At 59.9% G+C, this 14,900-nt stretch carries 13 protein-coding genes; 9 read left to right on the plus strand and 4 right to left on the minus strand.

Annotated features, from left to right (window positions below):
• Nucleotides 1–4: 4 nt before the first annotated feature.
• Nucleotides 5–997, minus strand: coding sequence for an AraD1 family protein (gene araD1, locus AC0ZWN_RS01695; RefSeq protein WP_476333825.1), 993 nt, complete (start codon nucleotides 995–997; stop codon nucleotides 5–7).
• Nucleotides 998–1,141: 144 nt separating this feature from the next.
• Nucleotides 1,142–2,464: an MFS transporter gene (locus AC0ZWN_RS01700; protein WP_077573249.1), complete on the minus strand. Its 1,323-nt coding sequence runs from the start codon at nucleotides 2,462–2,464 to the stop codon at nucleotides 1,142–1,144.
• 193 nt (nucleotides 2,465–2,657) lie between these two features.
• Here AC0ZWN_RS01700 and AC0ZWN_RS01705 point away from each other — a divergent pair, with 193 nt between their 5' ends.
• Nucleotides 2,658–4,394: an IlvD/Edd family dehydratase gene (locus AC0ZWN_RS01705; protein ID WP_108226767.1), complete on the plus strand. Its 1,737-nt coding sequence runs from the start codon at nucleotides 2,658–2,660 to the stop codon at nucleotides 4,392–4,394.
• A gap of 211 nt (nucleotides 4,395–4,605) precedes the next feature.
• Nucleotides 4,606–5,325, plus strand: coding sequence for a FadR/GntR family transcriptional regulator (locus tag AC0ZWN_RS01710; RefSeq protein ID WP_093437799.1), 720 nt, complete (start codon nucleotides 4,606–4,608; stop codon nucleotides 5,323–5,325).
• Between the two features lie 350 nt (nucleotides 5,326–5,675).
• Here AC0ZWN_RS01710 and AC0ZWN_RS01715 read toward each other — a convergent pair whose 3' ends face one another.
• Both AC0ZWN_RS01715 and AC0ZWN_RS01720 read right to left on the minus strand, forming a co-directional pair.
• Nucleotides 5,676–8,060 carry an efflux RND transporter permease subunit gene (locus AC0ZWN_RS01715; protein WP_093437794.1) on the minus strand — a complete coding sequence of 795 codons (2,385 nt, stop codon included), beginning with the start codon at nucleotides 8,058–8,060 and terminating at the stop codon, nucleotides 5,676–5,678.
• Nucleotides 8,057–9,100: a WD40/YVTN/BNR-like repeat-containing protein gene (locus AC0ZWN_RS01720; protein WP_476333827.1), complete on the minus strand. Its 1,044-nt coding sequence runs from the start codon at nucleotides 9,098–9,100 to the stop codon at nucleotides 8,057–8,059. The genes AC0ZWN_RS01715 and AC0ZWN_RS01720 overlap by 4 nt, the downstream gene beginning before the upstream one ends.
• Before the next feature lie 438 nt (nucleotides 9,101–9,538).
• Here AC0ZWN_RS01720 and AC0ZWN_RS01725 point away from each other — a divergent pair, with 438 nt between their 5' ends.
• The 7 genes from AC0ZWN_RS01725 (at nucleotide 9,539) to AC0ZWN_RS01755 (ending at nucleotide 14,870) form a co-directional block, all read left to right on the plus strand.
• Nucleotides 9,539–10,129 (plus strand): amino acid synthesis family protein, encoded by a 591-nt coding sequence (locus tag AC0ZWN_RS01725; protein ID WP_007917992.1) that lies wholly within the window; start codon nucleotides 9,539–9,541, stop codon nucleotides 10,127–10,129.
• A 31-nt stretch (nucleotides 10,130–10,160) separates the two neighbouring features.
• The gene (locus AC0ZWN_RS01730; RefSeq protein WP_476333829.1) at nucleotides 10,161–10,994 is read left to right on the plus strand and encodes an alpha/beta fold hydrolase; all 834 of its coding nucleotides are present in this window, start codon (nucleotides 10,161–10,163) and stop codon (nucleotides 10,992–10,994) included.
• Nucleotides 10,991–12,472, plus strand: coding sequence for an aldehyde dehydrogenase (locus AC0ZWN_RS01735; RefSeq protein ID WP_095050099.1), 1,482 nt, complete (start codon nucleotides 10,991–10,993; stop codon nucleotides 12,470–12,472). The genes AC0ZWN_RS01730 and AC0ZWN_RS01735 overlap by 4 nt, the downstream gene beginning before the upstream one ends.
• Nucleotides 12,473–12,484: 12 nt before the next feature.
• The gene (locus tag AC0ZWN_RS01740) at nucleotides 12,485–12,970 is read left to right on the plus strand and encodes a flavin reductase family protein (RefSeq protein ID WP_476333830.1); all 486 of its coding nucleotides are present in this window, start codon (nucleotides 12,485–12,487) and stop codon (nucleotides 12,968–12,970) included.
• 135 nt (nucleotides 12,971–13,105) lie between these two features.
• Complete coding sequence (locus AC0ZWN_RS01745) at nucleotides 13,106–13,510, plus strand: carboxymuconolactone decarboxylase family protein (protein WP_016984498.1); 405 nt, start codon at nucleotides 13,106–13,108, stop codon at nucleotides 13,508–13,510.
• Between the two features lie 42 nt (nucleotides 13,511–13,552).
• Entirely contained in the window at nucleotides 13,553–14,305 is a 753-nt protein-coding gene (locus AC0ZWN_RS01750; RefSeq protein ID WP_116256671.1) for a GntR family transcriptional regulator, read from the plus strand.
• Nucleotide 14,306: 1 nt separating this feature from the next.
• Nucleotides 14,307–14,870 carry an NUDIX hydrolase gene (locus AC0ZWN_RS01755; RefSeq protein WP_186624250.1) on the plus strand — a complete coding sequence of 188 codons (564 nt, stop codon included), beginning with the start codon at nucleotides 14,307–14,309 and terminating at the stop codon, nucleotides 14,868–14,870.
• The last annotated feature ends 30 nt before the right edge of the window (nucleotides 14,871–14,900 follow it).

Below are 14,900 nucleotides of genomic sequence, written 5' to 3' on the forward strand. Positions count from 1 at the left end.
CTCCTTAAAGGGTTCCGATGCTGTCCGGTTCAAATGCCGCTGGAACCGGGACAATGCCGTTGACCAGCGGGGCGCCGAATTCGGCCTGGCTGATTTCGAAGACGTCGCCCGGCTGGGTGCGGATGCCATCGGCGAACGACAGGGTCGCGGTGCCGAAGAAGTGAATGTGCACATCCCCCGGACGCAGGAACTGGCTGTACTTGAAATGGTGGTATTCGAGGTTGGCGAGGCTGTGGCACATGTTCGCCTCGCCGCTGAGAAACTCGTTCTGCCAGAGCACTTCACCGTCACGCAGGATGCGACTGGTGCCTGCCAGATGTTGAGGCAGTTCACCGGTGCGAAGTTCCGGGCCGTAACTGCAACTGCGCAATTTCGAGTGCGCGAGGTACAGGTAATTCTTGCGCTCCATGATGTGATCGGAGAACTCGTTGCCCACCGCAAAACCCAGGCGATAAGGCTTGCCGTCGTTGCCAATGAGGTAGAGGCCGGCCATCTCTGGTTCTTCGCCAGCGTCTTCAGCAAACGGCGGCACCGGGAACGGCTGGCCCGGGCGAACGACGATACTGCCGTCGCCCTTGTAGAACCATTCTGGTTGCACACCGGCCTGCCCCGCCGCCGGTTTGCCGCCCTCCACACCCCATTTGAAGATGCGCATGGTGTCGGTCATCGTCGCTTCGTCGCCGGCCTGCTGGTGCATCTTGTCGCGGGCCGAGGCGCTGCCCAGGTGAGTCAGGCCAGTACCGCTGACCAGCATGTGCGCCGGGTCCGGGTGATCGAGGGGCGGCAGGATGCGCAGTTGCGCGAGCAGTTCGGCGTAGTCGTGGCTGATGCCGAGGCCGAGGGTCTGCACTTGCTGTTCCAGGGTGTTGCCGGCTTCGATGGCGGCGAGCGCCAGATCGCGCACGCTGCGCGCGTCTAGCACTTCGCGCACCAGATCGTTGTCGACCACGCCGACGCGGCGTTCGCGGTTGCTTAATTCGAATTGAACCAGATGCATGATTTTCTCCTGTGTTATTCGAAACACCGCCGCCCTTTGTAGGAGTGAGCCTGCTCGCGATAGCGGTGTGTCAGTCGACATTTTTTTTGCTGATACACCGCTATCGCGAGCAGGCTCACTCCTACAGGGGCCGGTTTTGGTCAGTTAGGTTCGGGTAGCGCCACGGGCGCTGGCGGCGAATTGGTCGACTGGCAGGACGTGTTTGCGTTCCAGCACGCGGTAAACCACGCCCGTCAGGATCAAACCGAACACCATCACTCCAGAGAGGAAATACAATCCCGAAGCCAAATTGCCGGTGTACTCCTTCAACGCCCCGATCACGAACGGCCCGATGTACCCGCCCAGGTTCCCTACCGAGTTGATCAACGCGATCCCCGCCGCCGCACTCGCGCCGGCAAAGAAGCGCCCCGGCAAGGTCCAGAACACCGCCGTGCAGGAAAACAGCGCAAACGCCACCAGACACAACGCCGCCAATTGCGCCACGGGCAGCGACAGCCACGCACTCAGGAACAGGCCAATCGCGCCCAGCACATAAAGAACAGCCAGATGCCCGTAACGATCATTCAAACGATCGGAACTGCGCGGGATGATGAGCAAGCCGATGATCCCGAAGATATACGGCACCGACGACACGAAACCGGTGACCAGATCGCTGCCGCCAAACTGTTTGATCAGCGTCGGCAGCCACAGACCGAGGCCATAAATGCTCAACGTCACCGGCAGATAAAACAGCGCCAGCAACAACACACGTTTGTCTTTCAGCGCATGCAGCGGGTTGCCGTGGCGGGTCTGGCCGTACTCCTGCAGATCCTTTTTCAGCTCACCGGTCAGCCAGTCTTTCTCGGCTTGATCCATCCATTTCACTTGTTGCGGACCGTCAGGCAACCAGCGCAGCACTGGCCAGGTCAGGAGGATCGCCGGGGTGCCGATGACGATGAACAGCCACTGCCAGCCATGCAGGCCAAGGACGCCGTCCATGCCGAGCAAACCGCCGGACACCGGGCCGGTGATCATCATCGCGATCGGCTGGGAGAGGATGAACAGGCCAAGGATCTTGCCGCGATGGCGCACCGGGAACCATTGGGTGATGTAGTAGAGAACGCCGGGGAAGAACCCCGCCTCGGCCGCGCCGAGCAGAAAGCGCATCACGTAGAAACTGTGCGGGCCCTGAACGAAGGCCATGCCGATGGTGATCGCGCCCCAGGTGATCATGATCCGCGCAAACCAGCGCCGTGCGCCGAAGCGTTCGAGCATCAGGTTGCTGGGGATTTCGAGAAGGAAGTAGCCAATGAAGAACAGCCCGGCGCCGAGGCCGTAGGCGGCGTCGCCGATACCGATGTCGGCGCCCATGTGCAGCTTGGCGAAGCCGACGGCGGAGCGATCCACATAGGCGATCAGGTACAGCAGGATCAGGAAGGGAATCAGTTTCAGCGTAATGCGCCGGATTAGCCGTAGTTCCTGGCTCATGAGATCGGTCTCCGATTGTTGTTTTTATAGAACCTCGGGGGACGCCTCTCACGGAAAACCGTCAGGGCCATCCCTCCGTCGAAAACGACTATATAGTATTACTAATTCACCAACAACACTTCCAAACCTAGGATTTTGCGCTTAGATTAGGCCGTAGCTGGAACACTATAGTCATACAATAAGAGAATCGATCATGTCTGATAAGAAACCCACCCTGCGCTCCGCCCAATGGTTTGGCACGGCCGACAAGAACGGCTTCATGTACCGCAGCTGGATGAAGAATCAGGGCATCGCCGACCACCAGTTCCATGGCAAGCCGATCATCGGCATCTGCAACACCTGGTCGGAACTGACCCCGTGCAACGCGCACTTCCGCCAGATCGCGGAGCACGTCAAACGCGGGGTGATCGAGGCCGGTGGTTTTCCAGTGGAATTCCCGGTGTTCTCCAACGGCGAATCGAATCTGCGCCCGACCGCCATGCTCACTCGCAACCTGGCGAGCATGGACGTTGAAGAGGCCATTCGCGGCAACCCGATCGACGGCGTGGTGCTGCTGACGGGTTGCGACAAAACCACTCCAGCGCTGCTGATGGGCGCGGCGAGTTGCGATGTGCCGGCGATCGTCGTCACCGGCGGGCCGATGTTGAACGGCAAGCACAAAGGCAAGGACATCGGTTCCGGCACGGTGGTCTGGCAGCTCAGCGAGCAGGTCAAGGCCGGCACCATCACGATTGACGATTTCCTTGCGGCCGAGGGTGGCATGTCGCGTTCGGCAGGCACTTGCAACACCATGGGCACGGCGTCGACCATGGCCTGCATGGCTGAAGCACTGGGCACTTCCCTGCCGCACAACGCAGCGATCCCGGCGGTGGATGCGCGACGTTATGTGTTGGCGCACATGTCCGGTATGCGTGCAGTGGAGATGGTTCGCGAAGACTTGAAACTGTCGAAGATCCTCACCAAGGAAGCTTTCGAAAACGCTATTCGTGTGAACGCAGCTATCGGCGGTTCGACCAACGCGGTGATTCACTTGAAAGCTATCGCTGGACGCATCGGTGTTGAACTGGATCTGGACGACTGGACCCGTATCGGTCGTGGCATGCCGACCATCGTTGATCTGCAGCCGTCGGGGCGCTTCCTGATGGAAGAGTTCTATTACGCCGGTGGTTTGCCGGCAGTGCTGCGGCGTCTCGGTGAAGCCAATCTGATCCCTAACCCGAATGCACTGACGGTGAACGGCAAGTCGATCGGCGAGAACACCAAAGATGCGCCGATCTATGGCGAGGACGAGGTGATCCGCACGCTCGACAATCCGATCCGTGCTGACGGCGGGATTTGCGTATTGCGCGGCAATCTGGCGCCGCTCGGTGCGGTACTCAAGCCGTCCGCTGCAACCCCTGAACTGATGCAGCATCGCGGCCGCGCGGTGGTGTTTGAAAACTTCGACATGTACAAGGCGCGGATCAACGATCCGGAACTGGATGTCGATAAGGATTCGATTCTGGTGATGAAGAACTGCGGGCCGAAGGGTTATCCGGGCATGGCCGAAGTCGGCAACATGGGCTTGCCGGCCAAGCTGTTGGCGCAGGGTGTGACCGACATGGTGCGCATTTCTGATGCGCGGATGAGCGGCACGGCGTATGGCACCGTGGTTTTGCACGTGGCGCCGGAAGCGGCGGCCGGCGGGCCTTTGGCGACGGTGCAGGAAGGCGACTGGATCGAGCTGGATTGCGCCACCGGGCGTCTGCACCTGGATATTCCGGATGCCGAACTGGCGGCACGCATGGCCGATCTGCAGCCGCCGCAGCAGTTGTTGGTGGGCGGCTATCGTCAGTTGTACATCGACCATGTGCTGCAGGCGGATCAGGGCTGTGACTTCGACTTCCTGGTAGGTTGCCGAGGCGCTGAAGTCCCCCGCCATTCCCATTAACAGCCCAGCATCATAGCCTGCATTGGAATGCATTCCCCTGTAGGAGTGAGCCTGCTCGCGATAGCGGTGTGTCAGTTAGCAACTGTTCATCTGGCACACCGCTATCGCGAGCAGGCTCACTCCTACATTTGGTTTTGTGTACTCCCTCAAGATTGCGCCGTGCCTGCTATGATGCGCGGCATCTCCATCGCTCAGGATCGCGCCACTCCCCATGGATTACCGCAAACCTTCCGACCGCAAAAGCATGCATTCGCGCATCGTCCAGGAACTGGGCATGCAGATCGTCTCCGGACGCTTCTTGCCCGACGACAAACTGCCCGCCGAAGCCCTGCTCTGCGAGGAGTACGCGGTCAGCCGGCCGGTGTTACGCGAAGCCACGCGGGTGCTGGTGGCCAAGGGGCTGGTGTATTCCAAGCCTCGGGTTGGCACGGTGGTCAAGGCGCGGCGCGAATGGCACATGCTCGACCCGGACGTGCTGCACTGGCTGATGCAAAGCAGCCCACAGAATGAGTTTTTCAATGTGCTGACCAGTGTGCGCAGCATTATCGAACCGGCGGCTGCCGCTCTCGCCGCTCAACATGCGACCGAGGCGGATATTGCCGCGATTGGCGAGGCGTATCAGCGCATGGAAGCGGCGCCGACACCGGAAGCGTTGTTGCAGCCGGATCTTGATTTCCATAGCCGGATTGCCGATGCGACACACAACGACTTGTTGGCGAACCTGTGCAATATGTTGTCGGTGGCGATTGCCGAGGCGTTGAAGCATTCGAATCAGCGGCCGAATCTGCATGAATTGGCGTTGCCGAGGCATAAGGCGATTCTTACCGCCATTGAGAACCGTGATGCCCTTGGTGCTCGGCATGCGACGTTGGTGCAGCTGGATGATGCGCGTAGTGCTTTGAGTGTTGTGCTTGGCGCTGAACTCTCCTAAGGCTGGAGACCGCTTACCCTCACCCTAGCCCTCTCCCAGAGGTAGAGGGAACCGACCGGGGGATATTTAAGAACTACACCGACTTGAACAATTTGCAGTGAATCCATAATCGACTTGTTATCTCAGATCGAATGATTTGCTTTAAATCCATAATCAACTCGGTATCTCAGATCGAATGATTTGCTTTAAATCCATAATCAACTCGGTATTTCAGGTCGATGTATCAAGCCGCACACCTCGGTCAGTCCCCTCTCCCTCCGGGAGAGGGCTAGGGTGAGGGGCTGTTGATCTTGAGCCACAAAAAAAGCCGCAACCCTAAGGTTGCGGCTTTGTCGTTTCAGCCTTTCAGATCAATGCGCAAACAGCGAATTCCCCTTCTGCCCCGCCAGTTTCTCAGGCTTGATCAGGAACTTCGCCAGTGCCGGCAACAGCCACAGCGCACCGAACATGTTCCACAGCAACATGAAGGTCAGCATCAGGCCCATGTCGGCCTGGAACTTGATCGCCGAGAAGATCCAGGTGCACACACCGATCGCCAGGCACAGACCGGTGAACAGCACGGCTTTACCGGTGGATTTCAGCGTCTGGTAATAGGCTTCCTGCAACGGCAGCCCTGCACGCAGGAAACTCTCCAGTCGGCTGTAGATGTAGATGCCGTAGTCGACACCGATCCCCACACCCAGCGCCACCACCGGCAAGGTCGCGACTTTCACGCCGATGCCCATGAACGCCATCAGCGCGTTGCCGAGTACCGAGGTCAGCACCAGCGGCAGGACGATGCACAGCGTCGCCGCCCAGGAACGGAAGGTGATCATGCACATCACTGCCACGCAGATGTACACCAGAATCAGGATGGTCAGCTCAGCCTGCTTGATGACTTCGTTGGTGGCCGCTTCGATCCCGGCATTACCGGCGGCGAGGATGAATTCCAGACCGTCCTTGTTGTTGTCCTTGGCGAATTCCTGCACCGCGTGTACCGCACGATCGAGGGTTTCAGCCTTGTGATCGTTGAGGAACACCAGCACCGGCGCCAGCGAGCAACTGTTGTTGTACAGACCGTCGGCGCGGGCAATCGAGTTGTTCAGCACGTCCGGGTTGCGTGACAGGGTTTCCCATTTCAGGTTGCCCTCGTTCATGCCTTTGATCATCTGCTTGGACACGGTCACCAGCGATATCGCCGACTGCACGCCCTCGGTGTTCTGCATCTTCCACATCAGCTCATCGATCGGCGCCATGGCCTCATAACGCGAGCAACCTTCAGCCTTGGTCTTGACCATCACCACCAGCACGTCGGAACTGGTCGAGTAGTTGTTGATGATGAAGTTGTTGTCCTTGTTGTAGCGCGAGTCCGGACGCAGTTCCGGCGCGCCCTGGTCGAGGTCGCCGATTTTCAGGTTCTGGCTGTACCAGAGGCCGCCGCCGAAGGCGATCAGCGCCAGCACCACAGAGACGCGTGCGACTTTCGGATTGGCGAAGTTCGACAGCAGGCGCCAGAACGGGTGTTCGCGGTTGGCGTCCTTCTTGCTCCTGGCAATCGCGCGTTTACTGATGCCGACATAGGAGATGGCGACCGGCAGCAGAATCAGGTTGGTGAACACGATCACTGCGACGCCGATCGACGCACCAATGGCCAGTTCACGGATCACGCCGATGTCGATGATCAGCAGCGTGATGAAGCCCACCGCATCCGCAAGAATCGCGATCATCCCCGGCAGGAACAGTTGGCGGAAGGTACGTCGCGCCGCGGTAAGGGCGTTGTCGGCCTCGCTGGATTGCAGGGCGATACCGTTGATCTTCTGCACGCCGTGGGAAATACCGATGGCGAAAATCAGGAATGGCACCAGCATCGAATACGGATCAAGCCCGAAACCGAAGAAGTGCATCAAGCCGAGCTGCCAGACCACCGCCACCAGCGTCGTACTCAACACCGCGATGGTGCTGCGTACGCAGTTGGTGAACCACAACAGCAGAATCAGGGTGATGACAAACGCGATGCCGAAGAACAGCACGACCATCACCAGACCGTCGATCAGGTCGCCGACCTTCTTGGCGAAACCGACGATGTGGATCTTGACGTTGGGATTCTGCGCTTCGAACTTGTTGCGGATCTTGTCTTCGAGTTCATGGGAGAACTTGCGGTAGTCCAGCGCAAGCAACTTGCCCTGGTCTTCCGGGTCCGGGTAGGACTCCAGCAGCGGGATGTCGACAATGCTCGACTTGAAGTCGTTGGCCACCAGCCGCCCGACCTGACCGGACTTGAGCACGTTATTGCGCAGCAGATCGAGACTGTCTTGCGAGCCGTTGTAGCTCTGCGGGATCACTTCACCGCCGGCGAAACCCTCTTCGGTCACTTCGGTCCAGCGTACGCTCGGGCTCCACAGCGACTTCAGGCCAGAACGGTCGACGCCGGAGATGTAGAACACCTCGTCGTTGATCTGGCGCAGAGTCTCCATGTACTCCTTGGAGAAGATGTCGCCGTCCTTGGCCTCCACCGAAATGCGCACGGTGTTGCCCAGGTTCGCCAGATCGTTGCGGTGCTCCATCATCTTCTCGATGAACGGATGCTTGAGCGGGATCATTTTTTCGAAACTGGTCGACGGCCGGATCAGCGTGGCCTGCCAGAACAGGAAAATACTCACTACCAGGCAGATAAGGATCACTGCCGGACGGTTGTTGAAGATCAGGCGCTCAAGAAACGTCGCCTTGTCCTGCTGAGGAGTGATCAAGGAAGTCATAGCCCCGCCTTCTTATTATTGATCTCGGCACCGTTTGGCAGCGTGGTGTGAACGCCACCCTGCCCGCTCAGAATCAGATTGCCGTCGCCGGCAGCGGTGACCGACGACAAGGAAATACGATCCGGACGGTTGAACACGCTGAAGGTCTCGCCGTTGTCGCTGCTGCTGATCACCGAACCGCCGTTGCCAACGATCACGATCGAGCCATCTTCGAGCAGGGTCGCGCCGGACAAGCCGAATTCCAGCGATCCGCGCGCGGCTTTCAGCTCGACCTGCTCCCAGGTGCTGCCGAAATCCGTCGAGCGATAAAGGTTGCCGCGCAAGCCATAAGCCAGCAGGGTCTGCGGTTGCGCGGTCCCGATCACACCGAACAGCGAACCTTCGTACGGGCCTTCGAGTTTTTCCCAGGTCTGGCCGTCATCGGCGGAGCGAAACATGCTGCCCGACTCGCCGACGATGAACAGCCCAGCGTCCTTCACCGCCGCGATGGCGTTGAGGTGGAATTGATCTTCGTTGTCGAGGCGGTCACTGACGTCTTCCCAGTTTTTGCCGCCGTCGGTGGTTTCCAGCAGTGCACCGTACGCGCCCACGGCGAGGCCGCTGTTGACGTCCTTGAACCAGACGTCGAGCAGCGGCGATTCGCGTTTGAGGTCTTCGAATTGCTTGGTCCAGGTCAGACCGCCGTCTGCGCTGGCGAGGATTTGCGCGTCGTGCCCGACCGCCCAGCCGTGCTGGTCGTCGACAAAGTACACAGCGGTCAGCAGTTGCCGGCTCGGCACCTTGGCCTGGGTCCAGGTCTTGCCCTGGTCATCGGAATAGAGAATGTGCCCGCGATCGCCGACCGCGACCAGGCGTGCGCCAGCGTGGACGACATCGAGTATCAGGCTTTTCGCGGCTTTGGCGGATTCAGTGGCATAGACCACATCGGCCGGCGCCTCGGCGGCAATCACAGGTGCCGATAACGTGGCCAAGCCCAGCATGGAGAGTGCTGTGGCCAGCAACGCGGTGTTGCGTAACGCCGGCGGGCGGCAACGACTCATAGACCTTCCCCTATTTATTATTGTTAGGCCATTGGCCTTCAAGGGCGCCGCAAGTGTGCTCCGCTGATGGCTGGTCAGAAGCATAGTCCTGAAACCCGCAATCCAGAGCCACTTCGGAAGCTGGCTCATCCTATCGGGCTTTCGAAACGTCTGACAATCGGCGCCACGTTATCTTTTGTTAACCGCATTGCCGACGGATTCCCCCCTGTAGGAGTGAGCCTGCTCGCGATAGCGGTGTATCAGTTAGCAATTGCTCAGCTGACACACCGCTATCGCGAGCAGGCTCACTCCTACAGGGAGTTGTGGGGGCTTTGGGATTTGAATACATGACCATTCGCCGGGGTGATGCGGCAAAAGTTACCGGAGGGACTTGCACGATCGGTATTATGGTATACCATCAGACGCACAGACACTCTTAATCCCCCAACGGAGCAGCTCATGAGTTTCGAAATTCGCAAGATCGTCAGCTATGTCGAAGAAACCTTTATCGAAGGCGGCAAAGCCACTGACAAGCCGGTGACCATGGTTGGTCTCGCCGTGGTGATGAAAAACCCTTGGGTGGGCAACGGTTTCGTCGAAGACCTCAAGCCGCAGATCCGTGCCAACTGCTCCGACCTCGGCGCGCTGATGGTTGAACGTCTGGTCGGCATCATCGGCGGTGCGGAAAAAATCGAGGCCTACGGCAAAGCCGCTGTGGTCGGCGCTGACGGCGAGATCGAGCACGCCTCCGCCGTGATCCACACCCTGCGCTTCGGCAATCACTACCGCGAAGCGGTCAACGCCAAGAGCTACCTGAGCTTCACCAACAAGCGCGGCGGCCCGGGCACTTCGATCCAGATCCCGATGATGCACAAGGACGACGAAGGTCAGCGTTCGCACTACATCACTCTGGAAATGCAGATCGAAGACGCACCGCGTGCCGACGAAATCGTTGTCGTGCTGGGTTGCGCTGACGGTGGCCGTCTGCACCCGCGCATTGGTAATCGCTACATCGATCTGGAAGAACTGGCCGCCGAAAAAGCCCAGTAATCACAATAAAAAGGCATTGCAGGAGCGCTCCATGATTCGGCTCACCGCTGAACTCACCCCGGCTGGCACCAGTTACCTGGCGACCGGCCAAGGCCAGCCCGTGGTTTTGATCCACGGCGTGGGCCTGAACAAAGAAATGTGGGGCGGGCAGATCGTCGGTCTGTCCAGCCAGTACCAAGTGATCGCCTACGACATGCTCGGCCATGGCGCCAGCCCGCGACCAGCCAGCGGCACCAACCTGCTCGGTTACGCCGATCAGTTGCTGGAGCTGCTCGATCACCTCAATCTGCCGCAGGCAGCGGTGATCGGTTTCTCCATGGGCGGTCTGGTCGCGCGGGCCTTTGCCCTGCATTACCCGGAGCGCCTGCAAAGCCTGGTGGTGTTGAACAGCGTGTTCAACCGCAGCGAAGAACAGCGTGCTGGCGTCATCGCCCGTACCGCGCAAGCCGCCGAACATGGCCCGGACGCCAATGCCGAAGCGGCGTTGTCGCGCTGGTTCAGCCGCGAGTATCAGGCGGCCAACCCGGCGCAGATCGCTGCGATCCGCCAGACCCTGGCCGGTAATGATCCGCAGGGTTACCTGACCACTTATGAATTGTTCGCTACCCAAGACATGTACCGCGCCGACGACCTGGGCAGCATTCAGGCGCCGACGCTGATTGCCACTGGCGAACTCGATCCGGGTTCGACCCCGGAAATGGCCGAGCAACTGGCCCGACGCATCCCCGGTGCGAAGGTTGCCGTGCTGCCTGAGCAACGGCATATGATGCCGGTAGAGTCGCCGCGCTTGGTCAACCAGACGCTGCTGGAATTTCTCGAATTCGCACACTCCCGACAAAACCATATAAAGGGGATCGTTGCATGACACTCGCACGCTTCCAGATGTGCATCGGCGGAGAATGGGTCGACGCCCTCTCCGGCAAGACCTTCGAAAGCCTCAACCCGGCCACGGCGCAAGCCTGGGCGGAGTTGCCCGACGCTGATGAGGCGGACGTCGAACGCGCCGTGCAATCGGCACAGACCGCTTTCGACAGCCCGGCATGGCGCGGCCTGACTGCCACCGCACGCGGCAAATTGCTGCGCCGTCTCGGCGACTTGATCGCCGAAAATAAAGAACAACTGGCGCAACTGGAAAGCCGCGACAACGGCAAACTGATCCGCGAAACCCGTGGCCAGGTCAGCTATCTGCCGGAGTTTTTCCACTACACCGCCGGCCTGGCCGACAAGCTCGAAGGCGGCACGCTGCCGCTGGATAAGCCCGACCTGTTCGCCTACACCGTGCACGAAGCAATGGGCGTGGTCGCCGCGATCATTCCGTGGAACAGCCCGCTGTACCTGACCGCAATCAAACTCGCCCCGGCCCTCGCCGCTGGCAACACGATTGTGATCAAGCCTTCCGAGCACGCGTCCGCAACCATTCTTGAACTGGCGCGACTGGCCCTCGAAGCCGGCATTCCGCCGGGCGTGGTCAACGTCGTCACCGGTTACGGCCCGAGCACTGGCGCCGCCCTCACCCGCCATCCGCTGATCCGCAAGATTGCCTTCACCGGCGGCGCGGCGACAGCGCGGCATGTGGTGCGCAGCAGCGCCGAGAACTTCGCCAAGCTGTCGCTGGAACTGGGCGGCAAGTCGCCGAACATCATCTTCGCCGACGCCGATCTGGACAGCGCGATCAACGGCGCGATCGCCGGGATCTACGCGGCCTCCGGGCAGAGCTGCGTGTCGGGTTCGCGGCTGTTGGTGCAGGACGAGATCTACGACGAATTCGTCAGCCGACTGGTCGAACGCGCCCAGCGCATTCGCATCGGCAACCCGCAGGAAGACCACAGTGAAATGGGCCCGATGGCCACCGCGCAGCAATTGGCGGTGGTCGAAGGTCTGGTCGCCGACGCCATCGCTGAAGGCGCGCGTTTGCGCACTGGCGGCAAGCGTCCGACCGATCTCGGCGAAGGCTGGTTCTACGAGCCGACGCTGTTCGAATGCGACCGCAATTCGATGAAGATCATGCAGGAAGAAGTCTTCGGCCCGGTGGCGTCGGTGATCCGCTTTAAAGATGAAGCCGAAGCACTGGCGATCGCCAACGACTCGCAGTTCGGCCTCGCCGCCGGCATCTGGACCCGCGATCTCGGCCGGGCCCATCGCCTCGCTCGCGATGTTCGCTCCGGGATTATCTGGGTCAACACTTACCGCGCGGTGTCAGCGATGGCGCCGATCGGCGGCTTCAAGAACAGTGGCTATGGACGCGAAAGCGGCATCGATTCGGTGCTGGCCTACACCGAACTGAAAACGGTGTGGATCAACCTCTCCCAGGCACCGATGCCTGATCCGTTTGTGATGCGCTAGGAGTCTTGCGAAATGATCGAACCCGGCATTTACAAAGACGTCATGAGCTCGTTCCCGTCCGGCGTCACGGTGGTCACCACCCTCGACCCTGAGGGTGGGATCGTCGGCATCACCGCCAGCGCTTTTAGCGCGCTGTCGATTGACCCGGCGCTGGTGTTGTTCTGTCCCAACTATGCTTCCGACACTTACCCGGTGTTGCGTGACAGCAAGAAATTTGCGATCCATTTGCTGTCGGCTGACCAGACGGCTGAGGCCTATGCTTTTGCCGGTAAAGGCAAGGACAAGGCCAAGGACATCGCGTGGCATTTGAGCGAACTCGGTAACCCGATTCTGGCCAAAGCGACGGCGATCATCGAGTGCGAGTTGTGGCGTGAGTACGACGGTGGTGATCACGCGATTATCGTTGGCGCGGTGAAGAATCTGATCCTGCCCGCGCAACCGGTGACGCCGATGATTTACCACAAGGGCAAGCTCGGGCCGTTGCCGACTCTGGCCTGACGGATTCACACAAATCCCCCTGTAGGAGTGAGCCTGCTCGCGATAGCGGACTGACATTCAACATTGATGTCGACTGATCCACCGCTATCGCGAGCAGGCTCACTCCTACAAGGGATCGTGGTCACAGGAGGAATGATGAGTAACGAAAAGTATGAGAAGGGCCTGAAGATCCGCACTCAGGTGCTCGGCGAAGCCTACGTTCAGCGTTCGATCGACAACGCCGACGACTTCACCCGCCCGCTGCAGGAAATGGTCACCGAATACTGCTGGGGCCATGTCTGGGGTCGCGAAGGTTTGTCGCTCAAGGAGCGCAGCATGATCAACCTGGCGATGATCTCGGCGCTTAACCGTCCACATGAACTCAAGCTGCATGTGCGTGGCGCCTTGCGTAACGGCCTGAGTCGTGAGCAAATACGCGAAATTCTGCTTCAGGTCGGCATTTATTGCGGCGTTCCGGCAGCCGTGGACAGTTTCCGGCTGGCCCGTGAAGCCTTTGCCGAAGCCGACGCCGAAGCCTCAGTTAACCCCTCGGCTGTTTAGATGCCCGTCTGGCATGGACAGCCAACTTAAAGAGCGGACCCCATGAAACGCCAGCCACTCGACGACAGCTTCAAGGTCAATCGCAACCCCGTTACCCTGCGCGAAATCGTGCTGGATAAACTGCGTAGCGCGATCATGAATTTCCAGCTCATGCCAGGCGATCGTCTGGTCGAGCGCGATCTGTGCGATCGCCTCGGTGTAAGCCGTACGTCGGTGCGTGAAGCCCTGCGTCACCTGGAATCCGAAGGTCTGGTCGAGTTCGCCGATGCCAAAGGCCCGCGCGTGGCGATCATCACCCTCGCCGATGCGGTCGACATCTATGAGCTGCGCTGCGTACTTGAAGGCCTGATCGTGCAGTTGTTCACCCTGCGCGCTAAAGCCAAGGACATCAAAGCCCTGGAAAAAGCCCTCGACGACAACCGCAAGGCGTTGAAGGACGGCGAGTTGCAGCAGGTGATCGACTCGGTGCAGGGTTTCTACGACGTGCTGCTCGAAGGTTCGGGCAACCATGTGGCGGCGACTCAACTGCGCCAGTTGCAGGCGCGCATCAGCTACCTGCGCGCGACCTCGGTGTCTCAGGAAAACCGTCGCGGCGCGAGTAACCACGAAATGGAAAAAATGGTCGAGGCGATCAAGAGCGGCGATCCACTGGCGGCGCATCAGGCCTGCGTCGATCACGTTCGCGCCGCTGCTGCGGTGGCGCTCGATTACCTCAAGCGCAAACAGGAAGAGACCGGCGCCACGCCGAACATCACCCTGCCCATCGCGCTGAAAGAACCCCGTATAGGTCACTGATATGTTCAGCCCGAGCTATTGCCCGAAATGCGGTGGCCCTGACCTCGGTCAGCAGGTGCCGCCGGGCGATACGCACGAGCGCCTGATGTGCCGCGGCTGCGGCTACATCCACTACGTCAATCCGAAGATCATTGCCGGCTGCATCATCGAGCAGGACGGCAAATACCTCTTGTGCCAACGCGCGATCCCACCGCGCCCGGGCACCTGGACGCTGCCCGCCGGGTTCATGGAGAGCGGCGAGACCACCGAGCAAGCGGCCATCCGCGAAGTCTGGGAAGAAAGCGGTGTGCGCGCGGAAATCGTCTCGCCGTACTCGATTTTCAGCGTGCCGAAGATCAGCGAGGTGTACATCATCTTCCGTGCGATCGCACTGGAGATCACCGGGCAGTACGGGCCGGAGACCATGGATTACAAGTTCTTCGCGCCGGAAGAGATTCCGTGGGAACAGATCTATTACCCGGCGATCCGGCAGATTCTCGAGCGCTATATCGAAGAACGCCAGGCTGGGGTGTATGGGATCTACATGGGCAATGACGATAGCGGCAAGATTCACTTCATCCGCTGAAGATTGCCTATCCCCCTGTGGGAGCGAGCC

Source organism: Pseudomonas sp. 3B-A001-10F (assembly GCF_056313565.1).

Bases quoted from the DNA above. Each gene is read 5' to 3' on its own strand.
- AC0ZWN_RS01730 (WP_476333829.1), top strand. From the start codon at position 10,161: ATGATTCGGCTCACCGCTGAACTCACCCCGGCTGGCACCAGTTACCTG.
- AC0ZWN_RS01725 (WP_007917992.1), top strand. From the start codon at position 9,539: ATGAGTTTCGAAATTCGCAAGATCGTCAGCTATGTCGAAGAAACCTTT.
- AC0ZWN_RS01720 (WP_476333827.1), bottom strand. From the start codon at position 9,100: ATGAGTCGTTGCCGCCCGCCGGCGTTACGCAACACCGCGTTGCTGGCC.
- AC0ZWN_RS01735 (WP_095050099.1), top strand. From the start codon at position 10,991: ATGACACTCGCACGCTTCCAGATGTGCATCGGCGGAGAATGGGTCGAC.
- AC0ZWN_RS01715 (WP_093437794.1), bottom strand. From the start codon at position 8,060: ATGACTTCCTTGATCACTCCTCAGCAGGACAAGGCGACGTTTCTTGAG.
- AC0ZWN_RS01745 (WP_016984498.1), top strand. From the start codon at position 13,106: ATGAGTAACGAAAAGTATGAGAAGGGCCTGAAGATCCGCACTCAGGTG.
- AC0ZWN_RS01710 (WP_093437799.1), top strand. From the start codon at position 4,606: ATGGATTACCGCAAACCTTCCGACCGCAAAAGCATGCATTCGCGCATC.
- AC0ZWN_RS01705 (WP_108226767.1), top strand. From the start codon at position 2,658: ATGTCTGATAAGAAACCCACCCTGCGCTCCGCCCAATGGTTTGGCACG.
- AC0ZWN_RS01740 (WP_476333830.1), top strand. From the start codon at position 12,485: ATGATCGAACCCGGCATTTACAAAGACGTCATGAGCTCGTTCCCGTCC.
- araD1 (WP_476333825.1), bottom strand. From the start codon at position 997: ATGCATCTGGTTCAATTCGAATTAAGCAACCGCGAACGCCGCGTCGGC.
- AC0ZWN_RS01750 (WP_116256671.1), top strand. From the start codon at position 13,553: ATGAAACGCCAGCCACTCGACGACAGCTTCAAGGTCAATCGCAACCCC.
- AC0ZWN_RS01700 (WP_077573249.1), bottom strand. From the start codon at position 2,464: ATGAGCCAGGAACTACGGCTAATCCGGCGCATTACGCTGAAACTGATT.
- AC0ZWN_RS01755 (WP_186624250.1), top strand. From the start codon at position 14,307: ATGTTCAGCCCGAGCTATTGCCCGAAATGCGGTGGCCCTGACCTCGGT.